Consider the following 17,516-nt stretch of genomic DNA (forward strand, 5'->3'; position numbering starts at 1 on the left):
AGAGGCAAGGAGACTCTGTGAACTTCTCTACCATGAGCTACTTCATTGCGCTTGCAGAGGAGCGCAGCTTCACGAAGGCCTCCTCGCGCCTCGGCATCACCCAGCAGACGCTCTCGGCTCATATCGCAGGCGTCGAGCATGAGCTCGGCGTCCGTCTCATCATCCGCAAGGTGCCGCTCGAGCTCACCTATGCGGGCGGGGTCTTCTTGGGCTATGCCCGCAGGATGCAGGACCTCGAGCGCTCGATGCAGCAGGAGTTCCAGGACATCGCAGGAGATGAGCGTGGCCTTCTCCGTGTCGGCATCGCCTCGACCCGCTCCCATTTCATCATGCCCCGCTCGATTGCTGCCTACCAGCGCAGGCGCCCCGGCATCGAGGTGGACCTCGTCGAGGAGGAGAACGAGAAGCTCATCGAGAGCCTTCAGGCAGGGCAGCTCGACTTGATTGTTGCGACCGTGCCAAAGGATATCCCTGGCCTTTCTGTCCAGGATCTCTACCGGGAGGAGGTCGTGCTTGTCGTTGCAAAGGAGCTCCTCTCGAAGCTCTATCAGGGCCATGAGGATGAGGTCGTAGCTGAGGTGGAGAGGAAGGGCACGCTCCAGCCTCTTGCCGACTGCCCGTTCCTGCTCTTGGGCAAACGCGACATTCCGGGAGATCTGGCACGCCAGGCCTTCCGCGAGTCGGGCATCACGCCGACGATCCAGGTCACCTCGTCCAATACAGAGACCCTGCTCGACCTCTGTGCGAAGGGGGCAGGTGCCTTCTTCTGCCCGAGGAGGCTCGTCTTCTCCTCTCTTTCAGAGGAGGAGCAGACGCAGGTCCGGCTCATCCATCTCGGAGACAAGGCGCTCTACTGGATCAACGTTGCCTGGAGGAAGGCAGACCATATCTGGAGCGCGACAGAAGCCTTCTACAGGACGCTCGCCGAAGAAGTGGGAGAGATGCACCATGAGGGATAAGGATATGCGTCCGTACCATATCGCCGAGGCTGATGACGCAAGGGTCTCATTCGTTGTGGATGCGGACGTGACAGCAGATGCGCTCCTCGAGGCTGCCGGCGTCTCGAAGACGCAGAGGAAGGCAATCTTTGAGGAGAGGCGTCTTGCAAGAAATGGAGCTTTGCTCAGGCCAGCAGATGCTCTGGATGCAGGAGATCTGGTCGAGCTTGTCCTCAGGAAGGACGCAGCAGAAGGTCCCGATGCGCCGGCTGCAGCAGCGCGTGCTGCCGATATCCTCTTCGAGGATGCATTCCTGCTCTGCGCCGACAAGCCTTCTGGCATCCTCGTGCATTCGGATGGGACAGGCGGCAAGACGGATACGCTCACAGCACGTGTCAGGAAGCATCTTGAGGAAGAAGGCAGGAGCGCCTCTGCCCAGGCTGTGCAGCGGCTCGATGAGGATACGACAGGGTGCATCCTCTTCTCGCTTGCCCCGGAGTTTCAGGGAGGCCTGGACACGCTTGTCGCAGGGCATGCAATGGAGAAGCTCTATCTGGCCTGCGTGCGGGGATCTTTGCCTGAAGGGCCGCATGTGATTGCAGCGCCTGTCGGGCGCGACCGCCACGATGCAAGACGCATGCGCGTCTCTCCTTCCGGCAAGGATGCGAAGACCACGGTCTGGGGGCTCATTCGGAAGGGCGGCCTCACGCTTGCCCTCGTCTCGCTCGGCACCGGCAGGAAGCACCAGATTCGCGTGCATCTGGCCTCTGAGGGATACCCGATCCTGGGGGATGCGCTCTACGGGATGAGAGGCGGGCCCGCGGTACCCGGCTTTGACCTTCTGCCGAAGGGCAGACACGAGCGCTTCGGCCTTCAGCTCCACTGCTGGCGGGAGTCGTTTGTCCATCCTGTGACAGGGGAGAAGCTCTCCGCCACGGCCCCTGTGCCTGAGAGCTTCCGTTCGCTCTTCGGAGGCAGCGAGATAGAGCGTGCACTCGCAGCATGGGAGTCGCGGAAACGATGAGACGCCAAGCTGGAAAGTGCAGGTTTTTGCATCCTTGAGCACGCTTTGCCTTCCTGAGTTCGGTAGACTTGGAAACAGGGAAGCAACGTAAATCTGTTCCAATGCTCGGAGAGGGGCATTCATGGCTGACACCATGCGTGGCGTCTATACGAACCTGACGGCAATCCGCCGGTCCGTATTCCGCGAAGTAGCAAAAGTCATCTACGACAACGGCAGGAATCCGAACTGGACGCTTGCTGACTTCGACAAGGCATTCGAGGAGCTGCCGTACAAGATCATTCCGGGAGACGTGGCCACCTACCGCGAGTCCGTGTTCCTCGAGCGTGCCATCGTCTCGGAGCGCATCCGTCTGGCTGCAGGCCTTTCGCTCCAGGGCGTCGACAGGCCGGCGCATATCTCGGATGGCCTCGCTGATGCCGCAGGTCCTGAGCACTACTACGAGCCGCCTCTGATCAACGTGATCAAGTTCGCCTGCAATGCCTGCAAGGACAACATCTACGAGGTCACGAACATGTGCCAGGGCTGCCTTGCGCACCCCTGCCGCGAGATCTGCCCGAAGAAGGCCATCTCCTTCAAGGACAAGAAGGCCTTCATCGACCAGGACCTCTGCATCCACTGTGGCATGTGCGCCCGCACCTGCCCGTACCATGCCATCTATCACTACGTGCGCCCGTGCGCTGACGCCTGCGGCATGCATGCCATCGGCTCCGATGCACAGGGACACGCAGAGATCGACCAGGACAAGTGCGTTGCCTGCGGCCAGTGCCTCATCAACTGCCCGTTCGGCGCTATCGCAGACAAGTCCCAGATCGTCCAGGTCGCCATGGCCATCCTGGCAGGCCAGGAGGTCATCGCAATCGTCGCCCCTGCCTTCGTCGGCCAGTTCGGCGGCAAGGGCAATGTCGGCAAGCTCCGCGAGGCATTCAAGCTCCTCGGCTTCTCCGGCGTCGAGGAGGTCGCACTCGGTGCCGACCTGTGCTCCGTCCAGGAGGCAGAGGACTTCCTCGAGGAGGTGCCTGACAAGCTGCCGTTCATGGGCACGTCGTGCTGCCCGGCCTGGAGCTCGATGGCAAAGAAGGAGTTCCCGAAGTATGCCGACTGCATCTCGATGGCACTGACGCCGATGACATTGACGGCACGCATGGTGCGCTCCCAGCATCCGAAGGCAAGGATCGTCTTCGTGGGGCCGTGCTCCGCAAAGAAGCTCGAGGCCATGCGCCGCTCCGTGCGTTCCGAGGTCGACTTCGTCCTCACGTTCGAGGAGATGGCCGGCATGATGGAGGCACGTGGCATCGACTACCTCGCACTTGCCGACGACAACAAGTCCGACTTCGATGTCGCATCCACGGACGGCAGGAACTTCGCTGTCGCAGGCGGCGTCGCGAATGCTGTCGTGAACGTCATCAAGCGCGACCATCCTGATGCCGAGGTCAAGACGGCCCAGGCTGGCGGCCTCGAGGAATGCAGGAAGATGATGAAGGACGCCGTCAAGGGCAAGTATCAGGGATACCTGCTCGAGGGCATGGCATGCCCGGGCGGCTGCGTCGCAGGCGCCGGCACCCTCGTCGCAATCAACAAGTCGGCAGCAGCCGTTCACCGCTATGCGGCCCGCTCTCCGCACAAGAACGCGGTCGACAACGAGTTCCGTGGCCTCATCCACGACCTCGAGTACGCAGATGACGGCGTGCATCCGGAAGATCTGCCGACGGCACCGAAGGCCGAGTAGCACCTGATGCTTCGAAGGGCGCCCTCCGGAAGGAAGGCGCCCTTTCTCATGAGACGATGGCATGAAAAAGCAGGGCCTGCCATCTGGCGGGCCCTGCTGCATGTCTTGGGTCTGGAGTGTCTACTCCTTGTCTCCCTTGATGGAGGCATAGAACGTGGCGCCGTCGAAGACGTCCTTGATCGTCTTTCCGCCGACGAACGGAAGTGCCAGGAACTCGTCCACAGTGTCAACGAGATCGGAGCAGTCGATGTAGTGGCCCTTTTCGTTGCGCTGGCTGGTGTCCTGTGCGCGCCATGCTTCGTAGTTCACGTCGGTCAGGTAGTAGACCTTGCTATCGATCTTCATGTAGACGGAGTGATGGCTGTGGAGGTAGTCAGCCAGCTGATCGTAATTGATATCGAGTGCCTCGGATGCTCTCTTTCCCATGGCATGTCCTTTCGTCGAAGGGCCAGACCCAACGTGCTTGCACTCACTATACCGTTCCTTGAACAAACTCATACATCCGCTTGGGCCAGTGACGGAAATAGCGCCCTCACCGATTGACACTCCCCATGGCTAGAGCCAGGGGATTCTCGCTTCACAGCAGATAGCCTTTCCCCGCTTTCGCGGGGATGGGTCTTACGCCTGCTCCACGAGCGTTCGGGGCACTCGCGCGCCCCCGGTTCCCGCAAGCCCTGCGGTACCGTTTCCCTCCGCCAGCAGCCTCGCGCCCTCGGCGGCGATGTTCTTCGCCGCGTTGAGGTCTCGGTCGTGGCGGGCCCCGCACTCGGGGCATGTCCAGCTCTCGACCCCAAGCACGACGTTCTTGTTCACGTAGCCGCAGCACGAGCACGTCTTGCTGGACGGGTAGAACCTCCCCACCTTCACGAAGGCACGCCCGTACCAGGCGCACTTGTACTGGAGCTGGCGGATCATCTCTGACATGCTTGCGTCCGCCACGGCCCTGGCAAGGCGGCGGTTCTTCTCCATGCCCTTCACGTTCAGGTCCTCGACGGCGATGGCTTGGCTCTCGCGCACCGCTTCCGTCGTGGCCTTGTGGATGGCGTCCTTCCTCTGGTTCGCAATCTTCTCATGGATGCGGGCCACCCGGACCCGCTGCCTGGCCCGCCTCTTCGAACCCTTCTTCTTCCTGGAGAGCCTCCTCTGCTCGCGGGCCAATCTCTTCTCTGACTTGGTGAGGCTCTTGGGGCTGGCAACCACCTCGCCGTCCGAGCGGGCCATCAGGCAGCGGATGCCGGCGTCTATGCCCATGACCTCGACGTCACCCTGCGGCATATCCGGTTCTGGGCAGTCCGTGCAGCAGACGGCCACGAAATATTCGCCGGAGGGTACCTTCTTGACGGTTGCGGAGAGGATCCGCCCCCGGACGGGCCGGGTGATTCTCGCCCTGACGCTCCCCAGTTTCGGAAGCTTCACATGGCGGGCGTCCACGATCGAGATGCTGTTGGTGCGGTAGCTCTGTCTTGCACCTGATTTCGACTTGAACCGGGGGAACCCTACCCTTCCAGGGCTTCTGAAGAAGTTCTTGTACGCCTTGTCGAGATCGCGCAGGGATTGCTGCAGGGCCATGGAGTCCGCTTCGGCAAGCCAAGGGGCCTCGTCCTTCTTCCAGATGGGTATCTGCGTGATATAGGAATTGATGGATCGGGTCTTCTTGTCCCGCTCGTATTCCTCTTTCCGCATCTGGAGCACTCGGTTGTAGACCCACCGGCAGCATCCGAAGGTCCTGGCAAGCTGCACGCGTTGGGCAGCGCTCGGGTAGATCCTGTATTCAAACGTCATGTCCATGATGGGTCACACGTTCTTCTGGCTCTCGATGTACCGCCTGACGGCCGCAAGCGGGGCGCCGCCCACGGTGGAGACGAAGTAGCTGTTCGTCCAGAGCGAGGGCAGCCTCTTCCTGAGCCAGGGGAACTCCTCCCTCAGGTCGTGGCTGGTCCTGCCCTTGAGGCGCTTCACGGCCCTGTGGATGCCGAGCTGCGGGTCCACCTCAAGGAGCATGTGGACGTGGTCCGGCATGACCTCCATCTCTATGATCTCGAAGGAGAGCTCGTCCGCGACCTGCCGCGCTATCTGCCTGAAGCGCTCGTCCACGCCGTCCACGAGCACGGGGCGGCGGTACTTCGGGCAGAAGACCACGTGGTACCTGCAGCTGTAGACGACGTTGTTGTTGCTCTTGTAGTCCATGGAAGGATTATACCATGGATCCCTATCTAATATCGTCTGCGGCGATGCGCCTTATATCCCCATGCCTAAAGACAGGGGTTTTACGGCGCTTTTGATAATCGCCAAAGGCGCTACGCGAAATGCAAGAGAATCTGAATGGATGCGGCCAGATCAGGCAGCGGCCGTGCCGTCGAGCCCTTCGCCGGTGATGAGGTGCTCGAGCTGCTCCGGCGTCTCGGCAAGAACAGGCGCCCCCTTGTCCTCGAGGAATTCGCGGACGCGGAAGCCCCAGGTCACGGCGATGCAGTCGCACTGGGCGTTTGCGGCGGTCTCGATATCGACCTCGGAGTCGCCGATGTAGACGACATCCTTCTTCTTCATGCCGAGGACACGCATGACCTCGTTCACGGTATCGGGTGCCGGCTTCTTGCGGATGCCTTCTGCCTCGCGCTCGCCGACGATTGCATCGAACTCGCCGGGGAAGAAGTGGTCGATGAGTGTCTGGACGGCAGCGTCTGCCTTGTTCGAGACGACGGCACAGCGGATGCCGCGTGTGCGGAGGTGCCGAAGCACGGCTGCGATGCCCGGATAGGGGCGGGTCTTGTCCATCGAGTGCTCGCGGTAGTAGCTCTTGAAGGCGACGAAGACCTCTTCGAACGTGCCTTCATCGGCGTCCTTCGGAAGGCAGGTGCGCACGAGATTGCGGATGCCATTGCCGATGGCCCAGCGGACCTCATCCTTGCTCTTGAGCGGCAGCTCATAGAGGCCAAGCGCATAGTTCACCGCGTCATAGAGGTCGTCGAGCGTATCGAGGAGCGTCCCATCGAGATCGAATATCGCTGCTGCGTATGCCATGGACTGCCTCCCTGGACCTGTGGCCTCGTATGGTCTCAGTCCTTATCCACAAGAAAATCTACGCACCTAGGCTAGCATTTTCCCCACTCATGCGCAAAAAGGCAGGCAGACGGTAGCGTCTGGACGCATGAGCGCATCCTGGTGGAGCAGCTTCCTGAATGAATCTCCCAGCTTATGCATGAGAGGGGAGCGCCGGAGGAGCATCGGGCAGCCATGCGCTCTCTGGAATTTCGTGGCAGGCTGGTAACGTTCCGTGAGGCTCGCCGCGGCCGTCCTGCCTTCTGGAGTACAATGGCCGACGCGTGTGCGGGGACGCTGTCTACGCACCCCGCGCCATCTGTCGGGAGCCGTCCGTTACGGCACGGGACGGCACAGATGAGAGGATATCTCATATGGACCAGCACAGCATGCATACCCGCACCTGCGGGGAGCTGCGCAAATCAGACATCGGCCAGGAAGTCACGCTTGCAGGATGGGTGTGGCACAGAAGGGACCACGGCGGTCTCATCTTCGTCGACCTGCGCGACCGCGAGGGCATGACGCAGGTTTCGTTCGACCCTGAGCACTCCGGCGGCACGGCCTTCCATACGGCCGAGACCATCCGTACCGAGTGGCCGATCCTTGTCACGGGCACCGTGCGCGAGCGTCCTGAGGGCATGGCAAACGAGAAGCTCGCAACGGGCGAGATCGAGGTGCTCGTCTCCACGATCGAGGTCCTGAACACTTCGAAGACGACCCCGTTCCAGATCGAGGACCACGTGGATACAGCCGAGGATGTGCGCCTGCGCTACCGCTACCTCGACCTGCGCCGTCCGAAGATGATGCACAACCTGAAGCTGCGCTCCGACTTCACGTTCGCGATCCGCGAGGCGCTGCACAAGCATGAGTTCATGGAGGTCGAGACTCCGGCCCTCTTCAAGTCCACGCCGGAAGGCGCCCGCGACTTCCTCGTGCCGAGCCGCACGCAGCCGGGCCACTTCTATGCCCTGCCGCAGTCTCCGCAGCTCCTGAAGCAGCTCCTCATGGTCGGCGGCGTCGAGCGCTACTGCCAGGTCGCCAAGTGCTTCCGCGACGAGGACCTTCGTGCAGACCGCCAGCCTGAGTTCACCCAGGTCGACGTCGAGATGAGCTTCGTCACCCAGGACGATGTCATGGGCGAGCTCGAAGAGGTGCTGAAGGATGCCTTCGGCGCCATGGGCGTCGAGATGCAGCTGCCGCTGCGCCGCATCGAGTACTGGGATGCCATGGATACCTACGGCATCGACAAGCCGGATACCCGCTTCGGCATGACGCTGCACGACGTGACGCCGATCTTCGGCCAGTCGAAGTTCAAGCTCTTCGCCTCTGCTGCGCAGACCGGGGGCCAGTATGTCAAGGCCATCAATGCCAAGGGCGCCGGCAAGTGGCCCCGCGCCAAGATCGACCGTCTCGCCGATGTGGCAGCGACCTTCGGTGCCAAGGGCCTTGCCTACATTGCCTTCCGCGAGGATGGCTCCGTCACGAGCCCGATCGTGAAGTTCTTCTCCGATGAGGAGATGGCAGCACTCCGCAAGGAGATGGACGTCGAGCCGGGCGACCTCGTGATGTTCGCCGTGGCAGACCGTCTCCATGCAGACGAGATCCTGGGCGGCATGCGCAACCACATGGCTGATGCCCTCGATATCAAGCGCGAAGGCCATGACTTCCTCTGGGTCGTGAACTTCCCGCTGTTCCACTGGGACGAGGACAGGAAGTGCCTCGACTCCGAGCACCAGCCGTTCACGCAGCCGAATGAGGACCAGATCGACCTGCTCGACACCAATCCTCTTGCAATCGGCTCGCACACCTATGACTTCGTCATGGATGGCTACGAGGCTGGCGGCGGTGGCATGCGTATCCACAACGCACAGCTCCAGGAGAAGATCCTTGAGAAGCTCGGCTTCACGCCTGAGCGCGCGAAGGCCCAGTTTGGCTTCCTGATGGAGGCACTCACCTATGGTGCGCCTCCTATGGGCGGCTTCGCACTCGGCCTCGACCGTGTCTGCATGCTGCTCACGGGCTCTGACTCCATCAGGGAAGTCATGGCATTCCCGAAGACGAGCTCCGGCTCCGACCTCATGAGCGATGCTCCGTCCGAGGTCTCCATGGCACAGCTCAAGGAAGTCTCCCTGCGCCTCATGTAGGAGCAAGACAGAAGATGTATGCAAAGCCGGCTGGGACACCTGTCCTGGCTGGCTTTTTCCGTGCAATGTGTCGGCCTTGTCAGGAGTCTGTGGGGTGCGTCACGAAATAATTCTGGAATGTTCTGGTGATAGAATTTTCCGTGAACGGCGTGAATCTCTACGTGGGAGGTAGTACATGCCCCAATTTGATTCCCATTGGGAAGCGCAGGCACAGAGGAACGCTTCGAATGAGCGTGCTGCTGCCGCTTCCGCCCTGTCCGAGGTCCGCATTCCCCAGGAGCTCCGCCACAACATGGAGCTGTTCCTGCGTCTGACGAGGCGCGTCCTCAAGGAGTACGATCCCAAGCTCTGCAGCAGCTTCGATCTTCTGCTCGAGTACATGGTCCATGCAAATGACGAAGACATCTCCGAGACAGACAAGGACGAAGCCTATACGCAGGCTGTGCGCCTCATCGACAAGCTGACGCTCGAGGAGGAGCAGTATCTGACGCGTGCCTTCGCGACGTATTTCCATCTCGCGAATATCGCTGAGGAAGACTACCGTGTGAGCTCGCTCCGTCGCCGCGAGCGTGTCGTGCCGACGGACTCTGCCGAAGACCCCGTGAACGAGATCACGGTTTCCTACCACCGCCTGATCGAAGAGGTCGGCAAGGACAAGGCAGACTCCTTCCTGAACCGTCTCGAGTTCCACCCGGTCTTCACGGCGCACCCGACCGAGGCACGCCGCAAGGCTGTGACCGCAAAGATCCGCCGCATCGCAGACCTTCTTGCAGAGAGGCCATCTCTGGGCGGCACGGAGCTTGCGGAGAACGAGCGCCGCATGCTCCAGGAGATTGACTCGCTCTTCCGCACGTCTCCCATCGCTGCGAAGAAGCCGACGCCGGTCGAAGAGGCTGACACCATCATCGATATCTTCGATTCGACGCTCTTCGAGATGATCCCGAAGGTCTACCGCCGCTTCGATGACTGGGAGCTTGGAAGCAAGGCCGGTACCGTGAAGCCGGTCTGCCCAGCCTTCTTCCGTCTGGGCTCCTGGATCGGGTCTGACCGCGATGGCAACCCGAATGTCACGGCCAAGGTGAGCCGCAAGGTCGCAGAGAAGTTCCGCGTGCATATGCTCACGAAGCTTGCCGACGCGACGGAATATGTCGGCCGTGCGCTCACGATGGAAGGCGGCTCGACGAAGCCCTCTGCAGCGCTTCAGAATCTCTGGAGCCACCAGCTCGAGATGAACGAAGAGCTCTGCAACCGTGTGATGCTGATCTCTGTCTCGGAGCTCCACCGTGCTGTCATGCTCGTCATGGCAGAGCGCCTGCGTGCAACGATTGCCCGCACGGCAGACCTCATGTATGCAGATGCAGATGAGTTCCTGGGAGACCTGCGCGTCGTGCAGGACTCGCTTGTCGAGGCAGGCGCTGTCCGTGAGGCATATGGCCTTCTCCAGACGCTCATCTGGCAGACCGAGACCTTCGGCTTCAACATGGTGCAGATGGAGTTCCGCCAGCACTCGGTCGTGCACTCCCGCGCCCTTGCCGACCTCAAGGAGCATGGCCGCACAGGCCAGCTGCAGCCGATGACGCGCGAAGTCGTGGACACGTTCCGCGCTATCGGTGCCATCCAGCGCAAGAACGGCGTCGAGGCTGCACGCCGCTACATCATCTCGTTCACGAAGAGCGCCCAGAACGTGGCAGATGTCTATGAGCTGGCACGCCTCTCCTTCGCCCATGAGAAGGACGTCCCGACGCTCGATGTGATTCCGCTCTTCGAGCAGGTCGAGGACCTCGAGAACGCCGTCACGACGCTCTCCCAGATCATCGAGCTCCCCGACGTGAAGAAGCGCCTTGCCCAGACGAACCGCCGTCTCGAGGTCATGCTCGGCTACTCCGACTCCTCGAAGGATGCAGGCCCGACTTCGGCTACCCTCGTGCTCCACAAGGCACAGAAGGAGATTGCCGACTGGGCCCAGGCCAACAACATCGACCTTGTCCTCATGCATGGCCGTGGCGGTGCTGTCGGCCGTGGCGGCGGCCCGGCAAACCACGCTGTGCTCGCGCAGCCGAGAGGCTCTGTCAACTGCTGCTTCAAGCTCACGGAGCAGGGCGAGGTCATCTTTGCCCGCTACGGCAATCCTGTGCTTGCCCGCCGCCATGTCGAGTCTGTCGCAGCAGCAACGCTCATGCACTCCTCGCCTGAGATCGGCAAGATCAATACGATCTACACCGAGAAGTACCACGATATGGCCGCAGAGCTCGAGAAGGAATCGCGCGAGACCTACCTCAAGCTCCTGAACCAGGATGGCTTTGCCGAGTGGTTCAGCTGTGTCACGCCGCTTGCCGAGATTGGTCTTCTGCCTATCGGCTCACGTCCTGCCAAGCGTGGCCTCGGTGCAAAGTCCTTGGACGACCTGCGCACGATCCCCTGGATCTTCAGCTGGAGCCAGGCACGCATCAACCTCGCTGCCTGGTACGGCCTGGGAAGCGCCTGCGAGGCCTTCGGGGACCTCGATGCTCTCCGCCATGCCTATGCGGAGTGGCCGCTCTTCCAGACCTTCATCGACAACATCGAGATGTCTCTTGCCAAGACCGACGAGCGCATCGCCTGGATGTACATGGGCCTCGGCAACAGGCCCGAGCTCTCCGAGATGGTCATGGACGAGCTCGCGCTCACGAAGAAGTGGGTCTTTGCCATCCTCAACGAGGATGAGCCGCTCCAGCACCGCCGCGTCCTCGGCCCGGTTGTCCGTGCACGTCTGCCGTTCGTGAATGCGCTTTCGATCATGCAGATGAAGGCGCTTGACCGCCTGAGGCGCGAGGACGAGTCCGAGAAGCTCACACCCGAGGAGAAGGAGCGCTTCATCTTCCTTATCCTCTGCACTGTCTCCGGAGTTGCCGCAGGCCTCCAGAACACCGGGTGAGGTTTTCCCAGACATATACTTCATCAGCGCTCCTCTTCCTCCGGGAAGGGGAGCGTTTCCTTATGCGCCATGCCTGCCAGCACGCAAGAAGACGATGCCCGAGGATGAACGAGAGCATGGCTGCCAGCATGTGCTATCTCTCAGCCATCCTGATGCCCAGGATCGCTCCTATGAAGACGGGAGCAAAGCGCAGGAGCACCTGCATATACCCCATGAAGGCCACGAGCAGCTCGTATGCCATCGCTGTCCCGAACGCTATGACCGCACCGAGGCAGACGATATAGACGGCAACCAGGAGCAGGCAGACGGTCTTGGCTGCATGGAGCGTTGATGCTTTGGCTGCGATGCGTGCATGGAGATGGCTTGCAAGGAAGAATGCAGCCGACCCCAGCATCACAGGCTCGATGAGGTAGCGATACAGAGCATCGGGAAAGGCGTTGTACGTGTATGCTGCCTGGCCGGCAAAGAAGAACCAGTAGACAATTGAGGCAGCTGTCGAGATGAGCATGACTGTCAGGGATAGAGCATCGCGTCTGTCGAAGGTGCGTATCTGTGGCCTCATGGCTGTCCTCCTTTTCTGCAAGGGCTGGGGGCTGATAAGGCAGGCGTCTGAGCTCCTTTGGAAAAGATGTCCTCTATCTCTGGGCAGCCATTGATGGCTTCCGCCGGAGCTGCTGTCTAAGCTGAGTTTGGAATCATTTCAGCCTGGCAGCTCGATCCATCGGAGAACGCAAGAATTCGTCGGCAAGCGAAGCCGCGCCTTCCGCTGTGCCACCTTCTTGCCGGGAAGCTGTCCTGCATCTTCGCTGGACCTGAGGCATATGGCCAGAAATGTTCCGGATGTCTATGCGTGCGTCCTCCAGGGCGCACCTGCAACGTGTGGGTGCGCCCTGGAGAGGTGGCCAAAAAGGAAAGAATTTTTCTGCCTGCGGCATATTCTGGCAGGCAGACGGTCATATTTGGCCTCATGGAGTGGCCCATCTGGCAGGATATGTGGCTTATTGGAGCAAAAAAGTTCGACCAATCTCACAATTTATCCCTTCCAGATGAGTTTGCAGCGGTATACTCTTTGCGTAAATCAACTCCGTATAACTTTGGGGACCGCAGGACCAGACTCATCCTGCTGCGACCAAGAAAGGACACGCATGGAGGTAGATATGGCACGGATAGGTGCAGGCCAGAACATGGCATCCCATGTCTCCGCGGCAAACCTGCCGCTGTCCATGGTGGAAGCGGGACAGACGGCCGTGGTTTCCAAGGTCCGTGGCTCGAAGGAGCTCAGGCAGCATCTTGCTGAGATGGGCTTCATCGAGGGAGCTGAAGTCAAGGTCGTGAGCCGCGTGAACGGCGACTGCATCGTCTCTGTCAAGGGTGCGACGTTCGGCCTCAACAGGACGATGACATCACACATCTCTGTGTATTAAGGGCAGCAGGATTTTTTCTGCAGCTTGATGGAAGGAGCATAATGCCAACTCTGAGAGACGTGAAGGTAGGGCAGAGCGCAACGGTCGCGAAGCTCACGGGCACGGGCGCAATCAAGCGCCGCATCATGGACATGGGCCTCACCAAGGGCACCGATGTCTATGTGAAGAAGGTGGCACCTCTCGGCGACCCGATCGAGCTCACCGTGCGTGGCTACGAGCTTTCCGTCCGCAAGGACGAGGCTGCCTGCGTCGAGGTCAAGGACGTCGCAGACGGAGAGCGCTAGGGGGAGACCCCCTTTTTATTTGCCCAACAAGTAAGCCATAACTAACAATTGTTTCCAACAAAGTAGCATTTGGCTAACAGGTGGGCACAGCGTGGCACCATATTCGCTCCACAAGGAAGGCAGGAAATGGCGGATAGCATCTATATCGGTCTTGCAGGAAACCCGAACTGCGGCAAGACCACGCTCTTCAACGAGCTGACCGGATCGAACGGCTATGTCGGCAACTGGCCGGGCGTCACGGTCGAGAAGAAGATGGCAGACTGGCGAGAAGACAAGAACGTGACGTTTGTCGACCTGCCGGGCATCTACTCCCTCTCCCCGTACTCTCCTGAGGAGGTCGTCTCCCGCGACTATCTTCTCGGAGATCGTCCTGATGCCGTGATCGACCTCATCGACGTCACGAACCTCGAGCGCAACCTCTACCTCACGACCCAGGTCCTGGAGACAGGACGTCCGGTCGTCGTCGGCCTCAACATGTGCGACCTTCTGAAGGAGCGCGGCGACGTCGTCGACACGAAGAAGCTTTCCGAGATGCTCGGCGTGCCTGTGGTCGAGGTCTCCGCTCTCCACGGCAAGAACCTCGACGAGCTCGTGAAGCAGGCCATCGCTGCAGCCAAGGCTGGCAAGGCGACTGCGGGCACGAAGTGCTTCTCTCCTGAGGTCGAAGAGGCCTTGGGCAAGATCTCGAAGACGATCGAGCGCAAGGCACAGCCTGAAGAGCTCCGCTGGTACACGATCAAGGTCTTCGAGCGCGATGCCCAGGCCATCAAGCCCCTTGGCCTCTCCAAGGCCGAGCTCGACGCCTGCGAGAAGGTCATCTCTGCACTCGAGAAGGAGCGCGACGACGACGCCGAGTCCATCATCACGTCCGACCGCTATGACTGGATCGCCGATGTGATGGCGTCCTGCGTCAAGAAGGCACCGAAGAAGCTCTCGACGTCCGAGAAGATCGACCGCATCGTCACGAACCGCTGGCTCGGCATCCCGATCTTCGTCGCTGTCATCTGCCTTGTCTATTACATCGCAATCGGCACGGTCGGCACGGCTGCCACGGACTGGGTCAATGACCAGCTCTTCGGCGACGGCTTCTTCGTGAGCGCCGCTGGCCAGGATGCCTACGACGAGGACAACGAGGCGTGGACCGACAACCACTACGCCGACCAGATCTCTGGCTACATCGCAGCAGCTGACGCTGCAGGCGTCGACACCGATGGTGTCCAGGAGGCCATCGACGCCGAGGATCCGACAGACGAGGATGCAGTCACGATCGCTGACTTCGAGGAAGCAGCAGGTGCAGCAGGTGTCGTTGCCACGGACGTCCCGACGACGGACGAGGATGGCAACTACACCGATACCGACGGCAATGTGATCACGACGCTCGACTCTGATGGCAACCCTGTTGCAGCTGCCGGCCAGACGGTCGATGCGATCGATGCGGTCACGCTCGCAGACTTCGAGACGGCTGTCGACGGCATGGCAGACGAGCCCGATCCTGCCGACTACGATGGCTTCGTTCCTTCCATCCCTGACGCTGTGACGGATGCCCTCACGGCAGCCGGCGCATCCGACGTCGTGATCTCCCTTGTGGTCGAGGGCGTCATCGGCGGCGTGGGCTCCGTCCTTGGCTTCATCCCGCAGATGTTCGTGCTCTTCGTGCTTCTCTGCTTCCTTGAGGACTGCGGCTACATGTCCCGTGTTGCCTTTGTCATGGACCGCGTCTTCCGCCGCTTCGGCCTCTCTGGCAAGTCCTTCATCCCGATGATCGTCTCCTCTGGCTGCGGCGTTCCGGGCGTCCTCTCCACGAAGACGATCGAGAACGAGAAAGACCGCCGCATGACGGCCATGCTCACGACCATGATTCCGTGCTCCGCAAAGACCCCGATCATCGCTCTTGTGATGGGCGTCCTTGCCGGCGGCTCCACGATGTGGTGGGTCGCGCCTATGTTCTACTTCATGGGCCTTGCTGCCATCATCATCTCCGCCATCATGCTCAAGAAGACGAAGCCCTTCGCAGGCGAGCCTGCTCCCTTCGTTATGGAGCTTCCCAACTACCACTTCCCGTCCATCCGCTCCTGGTGGCTGCATGTGTGGGAGCGTGTGAGCGCCTACATCAAGAAGGCAGGCACGATCATCTTCGCCGCAGCTGTTGGCATCTGGGTGCTCTCGCGCTTCGGCTTCGCTTCCTGGGAAGGCGGCTCCGGTTCCTTCGGTTTCCTCGAGGGCATGGAAGGCGCCGGCGACGACTACATGGACTACTCGCTGCTCGCTGCTGTGGGCAACGCTCTTGGCTTCATCTTCGCGCCGCTCGGCTGCGACTACTGGCAGGCAACTGCTGCGTCCATCTCCGCCCTCATCGCAAAGGAGAACCTCGTCGGCACGTTCGGCTCGCTCTATGGCCTGGGCGATGCAACGGAGAACTCCGTCACGATGTGGAATGGCTTCGCTGCCATGTTCACCGATCCTGCTGGCGTCCTTCACGCCGGTGCCATGTGCGCCTTCGTCGCCTTCAACATGCTCGACGCTCCGTGCTTCGCAGCAATGGGCACGATCCGTTCCCAGATGAACGACCCCAAGTGGTTCTGGTTCGCAATCGGCTATGAGTGCGGCTTCGCCTGGGTTGTCGGCTGCATCATCAACCAGCTCTGGGAGCTCTTCGTTCTCGGCAACTTCGGCTTCTGGACCGTCGTCGCGTTCGTGCTTCTGGCTCTCATCCTCTATCAGCTCTTCAAGCCGATGCCGAAGTGGGACAAGGAAGAAGACAAGATCCTGACGACGCTGGATGCAGACGTCGCCTAGTCACCGTACGTGTTTGGCAAAGCGCTGCCGCACCACAGCGGCAGCGCTTCTGCTATGTTGGGAGCACACCTTATGGAACTTCTCGATGCAGTCTTTTTCGCCTCTGCGGTGAGCCTTGCCTGCGTCACGATCCGCGACCGGCTGGAAAGGAGCCTGTGATGGACGATACGAACCAGCCACGTGCCTGGAACAGCGCTCAGCCTGTCACGAGCTTCTCGCTCACGAACGAGGCACATCGTGCCGCGAGCACGGTCCACTACCAGGTCGCAGCAGATGACGGCACGCGTGGAGAAGCGACGATCGTTGAGCTCTTCCCCGGCATCTCGCTTGTGCAGTTCGAGCTCAAGAGCAAGGTTCTGGGCGAGTTCTATGAGGTGCCAGCGCGCCTGAACCTCCATGATACGATCGATATCGTCTACATCAAGCAGGGCTCAGCTGAGTTCGACCGTGAAGACGAGCTCTCTTCCGTCGTCCAGATCGGCGAGGTCGGCATCGCTGCATCCGATGAGCGCCGTCTTGTGCTCAGGTGCCCTGTCGGCTATGTGAAAGGCTGCGCAATCGTCCTTTCACGTGCGATGCGTGCCGAGGCACGGCGTGTGCTCATGACCTTCGGGGTGGACCCCTCAGCGGTGCGCTCGCTTGCGCATGAGAAGGAGAAGCTCCATGTGGTGCCGGCTCGCCCCGAGCTCGTCGGCACGTTCGAGCTTCTGTGCTTCGGCCATGCCGAGGCATCGAAGAGCATGTACCGGCTCAAGGCGGTCGAGGCGCTCCAGCTGCTCACGAAGGCAGATCCGAAGGCTGCACAGCCCCAGGACATGGGCCACAGAAGGACGACGAGGCTCTCCCACGTCGAGCTGGCTTCAAGGGCTCAGCAGATCATGATGGGCAACCTCGCGACGCCGATTACGATCACGACCTTGGCAACGATGTGCGGTACCTCGTCGACCGTGCTCAAGGAAGCGTTCCGCGAGACCTTCGGCCAGCCGATCTATCAGTGGTACCGTGCCTACCGCATCAAGCAGGCGGCAGAGACCCTGAAGACGACCGATCTCACGATTGCAGAGGTCGCCTCCTCGGTGGGCTATGCGAATCCCTCGAAGTTCACGAAGGCCTTCTCTGACACGATGGGGGAGACGCCCCATGCCTGGAGGAGCAGGACCTTGGCAGAAAGAGGCGTTGCAGGCTGAAGGGAAGCTCCTGTCCTGCCCTCTGGAGACATAGGACATT

The 17,516-nt window shown here is 60.8% G+C and carries 14 protein-coding genes; 9 read left to right on the plus strand and 5 right to left on the minus strand.

The features are described 5' to 3' along the window. The first annotated feature begins 17 nt into the window (after window positions 1-17). The 3 genes from VXJ24_RS08245 to VXJ24_RS08255 all read left to right on the plus strand — a co-directional run bounded on the left by VXJ24_RS08245 (window position 18) and on the right by VXJ24_RS08255 (window position 3,688). A complete protein-coding gene (locus tag VXJ24_RS08245) occupies window positions 18-959 on the plus strand; it encodes a LysR family transcriptional regulator (RefSeq protein ID WP_330972453.1) in 942 nt (313 codons plus the stop codon). After that, window positions 949-1,962 (plus strand): RluA family pseudouridine synthase, encoded by a 1,014-nt coding sequence (locus VXJ24_RS08250; RefSeq protein ID WP_330972454.1) that lies wholly within the window; start codon window positions 949-951, stop codon window positions 1,960-1,962. The genes VXJ24_RS08245 and VXJ24_RS08250 overlap by 11 nt, the downstream gene beginning before the upstream one ends. 121 nt (window positions 1,963-2,083) lie before the next feature. After that, window positions 2,084-3,688: a 4Fe-4S dicluster domain-containing protein gene (locus VXJ24_RS08255; protein ID WP_330972455.1), complete on the plus strand. Its 1,605-nt coding sequence runs from the start codon at window positions 2,084-2,086 to the stop codon at window positions 3,686-3,688. A 120-nt stretch (window positions 3,689-3,808) separates the two neighbouring features. Here the strand turns inward: VXJ24_RS08255 and VXJ24_RS08260 are convergent, their stop codons facing one another. From VXJ24_RS08260 to VXJ24_RS08275, 4 genes are all read right to left on the minus strand, one after another. After that, complete coding sequence (locus VXJ24_RS08260; RefSeq protein WP_330972456.1) at window positions 3,809-4,114, minus strand: CDP-alcohol phosphatidyltransferase; 306 nt, start codon at window positions 4,112-4,114, stop codon at window positions 3,809-3,811. A gap of 192 nt (window positions 4,115-4,306) precedes the next feature. Next, window positions 4,307-5,476 carry an IS200/IS605 family element RNA-guided endonuclease TnpB gene (gene tnpB, locus VXJ24_RS08265; RefSeq protein ID WP_330972457.1) on the minus strand — a complete coding sequence of 390 codons (1,170 nt, stop codon included), beginning with the start codon at window positions 5,474-5,476 and terminating at the stop codon, window positions 4,307-4,309. 6 nt (window positions 5,477-5,482) lie between these two features. After that, window positions 5,483-5,875: an IS200/IS605 family transposase gene (tnpA, locus tag VXJ24_RS08270; RefSeq protein ID WP_330972458.1), complete on the minus strand. Its 393-nt coding sequence runs from the start codon at window positions 5,873-5,875 to the stop codon at window positions 5,483-5,485. Between the two features lie 150 nt (window positions 5,876-6,025). Further along, the gene (locus VXJ24_RS08275) at window positions 6,026-6,709 is read right to left on the minus strand and encodes an HAD family hydrolase (RefSeq protein ID WP_330972459.1); all 684 of its coding nucleotides are present in this window, start codon (window positions 6,707-6,709) and stop codon (window positions 6,026-6,028) included. Window positions 6,710-7,101: 392 nt separating this feature from the next. On the opposite strand from VXJ24_RS08275, the gene aspS reads away from it, so the two are divergent. Continuing rightward, complete coding sequence (aspS, locus tag VXJ24_RS08280; RefSeq protein WP_330972460.1) at window positions 7,102-8,871, plus strand: aspartate--tRNA ligase; 1,770 nt, start codon at window positions 7,102-7,104, stop codon at window positions 8,869-8,871. 175 nt (window positions 8,872-9,046) lie between these two features. Beyond that, the gene (locus VXJ24_RS08285) at window positions 9,047-11,785 is read left to right on the plus strand and encodes a phosphoenolpyruvate carboxylase (RefSeq protein WP_330972461.1); all 2,739 of its coding nucleotides are present in this window, start codon (window positions 9,047-9,049) and stop codon (window positions 11,783-11,785) included. 133 nt (window positions 11,786-11,918) lie between these two features. Here VXJ24_RS08285 and VXJ24_RS08290 read toward each other — a convergent pair whose 3' ends face one another. Beyond that, window positions 11,919-12,347 (minus strand): hypothetical protein, encoded by a 429-nt coding sequence (locus VXJ24_RS08290; RefSeq protein ID WP_330972462.1) that lies wholly within the window; start codon window positions 12,345-12,347, stop codon window positions 11,919-11,921. A gap of 583 nt (window positions 12,348-12,930) precedes the next feature. Here VXJ24_RS08290 and VXJ24_RS08295 point away from each other — a divergent pair. The 4 genes from VXJ24_RS08295 (at window position 12,931) to VXJ24_RS08310 (ending at window position 17,476) form a co-directional block, all read left to right on the plus strand. Then, complete coding sequence (locus VXJ24_RS08295) at window positions 12,931-13,209, plus strand: FeoA family protein (protein ID WP_330972463.1); 279 nt, start codon at window positions 12,931-12,933, stop codon at window positions 13,207-13,209. A 41-nt stretch (window positions 13,210-13,250) separates the two neighbouring features. After that, window positions 13,251-13,493 carry a FeoA family protein gene (locus VXJ24_RS08300; protein ID WP_330972464.1) on the plus strand — a complete coding sequence of 81 codons (243 nt, stop codon included), beginning with the start codon at window positions 13,251-13,253 and terminating at the stop codon, window positions 13,491-13,493. 126 nt (window positions 13,494-13,619) lie between these two features. Further along, complete coding sequence (gene feoB, locus VXJ24_RS08305) at window positions 13,620-16,289, plus strand: ferrous iron transporter B (protein WP_330972465.1); 2,670 nt, start codon at window positions 13,620-13,622, stop codon at window positions 16,287-16,289. A 158-nt stretch (window positions 16,290-16,447) separates the two neighbouring features. Beyond that, window positions 16,448-17,476, plus strand: coding sequence for a helix-turn-helix domain-containing protein (locus tag VXJ24_RS08310; protein WP_330972466.1), 1,029 nt, complete (start codon window positions 16,448-16,450; stop codon window positions 17,474-17,476). Window positions 17,477-17,516 lie beyond the last annotated feature (40 nt).

The organism is Olsenella kribbiana (genome assembly GCF_036408795.1).
Classification (GTDB): domain Bacteria; phylum Actinomycetota; class Coriobacteriia; order Coriobacteriales; family Atopobiaceae; genus Olsenella_L; species Olsenella_L kribbiana.